Annotated in this window: 4 protein-coding genes; all 4 read left to right on the forward strand. The window is 49.1% G+C overall.

The window, feature by feature from the left end:
- The coding region (locus tag P3W75_RS20380) for a hypothetical protein (protein ID WP_276229121.1) at positions 1-228 on the forward strand (228 nt) is incomplete at its 5' end.
- Between the two features lie 27 nt (positions 229-255).
- Positions 256-978 carry a hypothetical protein gene (locus P3W75_RS20385; RefSeq protein ID WP_276229122.1) on the forward strand — a complete coding sequence of 241 codons (723 nt, stop codon included), beginning with the start codon at positions 256-258 and terminating at the stop codon, positions 976-978.
- A gap of 455 nt (positions 979-1433) precedes the next feature.
- On the forward strand, positions 1434-1751 hold the full coding sequence (locus P3W75_RS20390; RefSeq protein ID WP_276229123.1) for a hypothetical protein: 318 nt from the start codon (positions 1434-1436) through the stop codon (positions 1749-1751).
- Positions 1752-1761: 10 nt separating this feature from the next.
- Positions 1762-2622 carry a PoNe immunity protein domain-containing protein gene (locus P3W75_RS20395; protein WP_276229124.1) on the forward strand — a complete coding sequence of 287 codons (861 nt, stop codon included), beginning with the start codon at positions 1762-1764 and terminating at the stop codon, positions 2620-2622.
- Positions 2623-3087 lie beyond the last annotated feature (465 nt).

Below are 3087 nucleotides of genomic sequence, written 5' to 3' on the forward strand. Positions count from 1 at the left end.
GCGCTGATCAATATCCTGAGCAACATGGTGGGGGGTGACAGCAACCTTGAGTTGATGGTGTCGCAATTGACTGGGGTCATGGCGGCGGCGGCCGTGAATGGTGACGTCGGTAAAGGCGCAGAAATCGCTAAGAACGCCACGGCGTACAACCGCCAACTACACCCAGCTGAGAGAGAGTTAGCAAAGAGTCTATCTGAGAGAAGTGGCGGTCGCTTTACGCAAGAATAAATCGAAGCGGCTCTGAGGATTTCCTTCATGGCTGAAACTAATATATCTCCGTCCAAAGATATAATTGCAGCCCTTCCTGGGATGTACGATTCCGGTGGAAACTGGATGCCGTTGGGTGATAGTGGGATGTATGTGCAAAACTTTGAAATTGCGAACAGGGATGTAATTTCTTACATCAAGGATAATTCTGCAGGGTATAGCTGGACGATTGAGGCTGAAACTGGTTTCTCTAAGATTTTTCTGAGCAGCGGTCTAGGCGTTGGGTTGGGTTCTGAACAACGAGACAGGTTGACAGGAAATGTGATCAGCTCTGATGGTAAATATGTGACTGGTAGTGTTGTTGATGGCGATGTGTATTATCCGACATTTAACCCATGTGGCGATGCTGCGTGTTTGATGTATGGGGCAGGGCTTGATCTGTCGGGTAGTGGGACTCAAGATTATCTAAAGTCACTTTTAATTAAGAATTTAAATGATGCCGCCACGGTTGCTGCCTATGGAAGCATTATTTCGCCTACAGGGCTTGGAGGCCAGGCTCTTAACTATGGAGGTATAGCTGCATCTCTTGGGGCAGGATACATAGGTGGTTCTCTACCTTCTTCGATTATGGGGGTTGGGGAGGACTTTGTAATAAATGCGGGATTGTCAAAGGCTTTAGGAGATTCGTCGGGGACGAGAGTTGGCTCCGTGATTGCCATCCTTGACTTAAAAGATAGAGTAAAAAAACTGATCGGAGGGGAAGGGGATTGATGAGGAGTTTTATTTTAATTAATAGGCTGAGCGGAAAAGTTAAGATGGCAATCTTTTCTGCGCTTTTGATGTTTATGTTTGCTTTGAGTGGGCTAGTGGCGAGCACTGCTCTTGATGGTGCGATAAAAATAGTCTTGCAATGTATTTTTCTGTCCAATGTATTTGCTTATTTATATGACATGACAATGTATGGGCCTCATCTCTATATGAAATTCTCCGGTGATGAAGGCTCTGCTCAGATTGGGCGGTTTGTGTTTATGATAGTTTGTATTTGTTTGAGTGTGGTTTGCGCTATTTATTAATGGTGGAAGCCTGAAAGGACAGTAGGGTTTGATGGGCGAATTGTTGGTGGGAATATAGTCGGTCAGACCATTTCGAACGGTGAAAAACTGGCGTGTATGCCTGGTGTTGGTGAGACCGGAATCGATGACCTGTACAAGGTTAACCGGCCGGACGTGGATTATGTCGTAATTGAATACAAGTTTGTGGGAACTGATGGAAAGAGCGGAGCTCAAGCGCTTGGGAGTACGACTGATGGAAAGCAGGGGAGCTTGAATTGGGTTACAGGAGGAGGACGATTAGAGAAGGCCGTAGGATCTGAGGCAGATGCTGACTCAATTCGCGACGCGGTGAAATTAGGGCGTACTGAATCCTGGGTCGTTGTCACGCGCCCTGATGGGGCGACGGAGATTCAAGTGCTTGACGCGCTGGGTAAATCCAAGCCAGTAGATACGTCAAAAATTATTCTAAATAGTTTTTCGGGAGCTAAGTGATGAACAGGGCATCGATGGGGGGGGGGAATATTGGCGTAAGTGGAAGAGCTATCGTGAATGCCGGCTCGAAAAAGAGTGGGGCATCTTAAGGCAACCTGGTGGCAACCAAATCTATGAGCCACAATACGCTTTTGATACGGCAATAAATCATTTGCGATATGTATTGACTTGTTATTCCTGCGGCGACCCCATTGGCGGGTTATCCAAGAGTTTCTGTGGTCTTCTTGATGCTTGGGAACTCTCCAATCAGCTGGCGGAGAAAGTGTGTCGCGAGCACGGCCTGGAAACGTGCAGGGATTGGGACTTTAACCTTTCCAATCTCAATCATTACAACTGGTGCTTCTGGCTTGTAGGGTTAGCGCTCTCTTTGGAAGTTCCTGATACGCAATGGCAGCGTTTGCTCGCTCTGATCGACAGTGAAGGTGAAGATGTACTTCTAGATCGTATCATTGCCAGTCGTCAGCCTGCGCGCCATGTCGGGACGAAATTACTACATTCGAAGCCTTATATGCGCTTGTTCAAGGCCATCGACGCCCCGCGAGAAGAACAGGCTAGCCTGTTACGAGATTTTGTCGATCACTGGTATGCGGAGCTCAAACGGCCGGCACCTAGAAATCGCAAGGCCCCCACGGTTGAACCCTACTGGTACGATTATGGTGATCCAGAGAAGCATCCATTAGAAAAAGGTAGTTACTTCGGGCGCTGGTGCATCGAAGCGGTAGCAGCGGTGAAGGCTTTTGGTATCGATGATAAATTGTGCTTAGGGCATGAGTATTATCCCGGAGACTTGCTACGCCCAGCCGGACCATCTACTCATACAGTGCGCATCGAGACGAAAAAAAATTTGTGGGCAAGGCTATTTGGAAAATAGACAAAGGAAAAGAGGCAAGCCCTGAGGAAGCTCCACAGGTCTACTCCATGGTTCCGGTCTTATGGTGTCTCTCATGTATCGGCAGCGGTGGCGAGAGTAAATTTCTAATTTATCCTGTAGCAGCGCTGCAGGCCTGATTGTAGAAAACCGCGCTCCGACAGTTCTTTAAAAATTTGGGTCACTGATTAAAATGGTAAGGTCGGTGTCTTTTCGCTTGAGTTGGAGTTCCAACAAAAAGAGAGTGCAAGACATCCTTGTCGTAACTTCTGCGCAGTCCTGATATCCCGGCCCCGCCATCCTTGGCGGGTCGCTCGCCGGGGCAACGCATGCGTTGCCAAATCCCGGCTCGCCCATCCGCGCCGGCCAGGATATCGGCGTCAGCGCCAGCGACGTGGCCTCCACCCACGGCACCAGCCTGCTGGCCGGGCGCAACGTGCAGATCGACGGCGCCACCGAAAGCAGCGA

Origin of the sequence: Pseudomonas citronellolis (assembly GCF_029335315.1) — a bacterium.
GTDB classification, from domain to species: domain Bacteria; phylum Pseudomonadota; class Gammaproteobacteria; order Pseudomonadales; family Pseudomonadaceae; genus Pseudomonas; species Pseudomonas citronellolis_A.

What these genes read in the sequence shown, in the direction of transcription:
- P3W75_RS20385 (WP_276229122.1), top strand. Translation starts at nt 256, where the DNA reads ATGGCTGAAACTAATATATCTCCGTCCAAAGATATAATTGCAGCCCTT.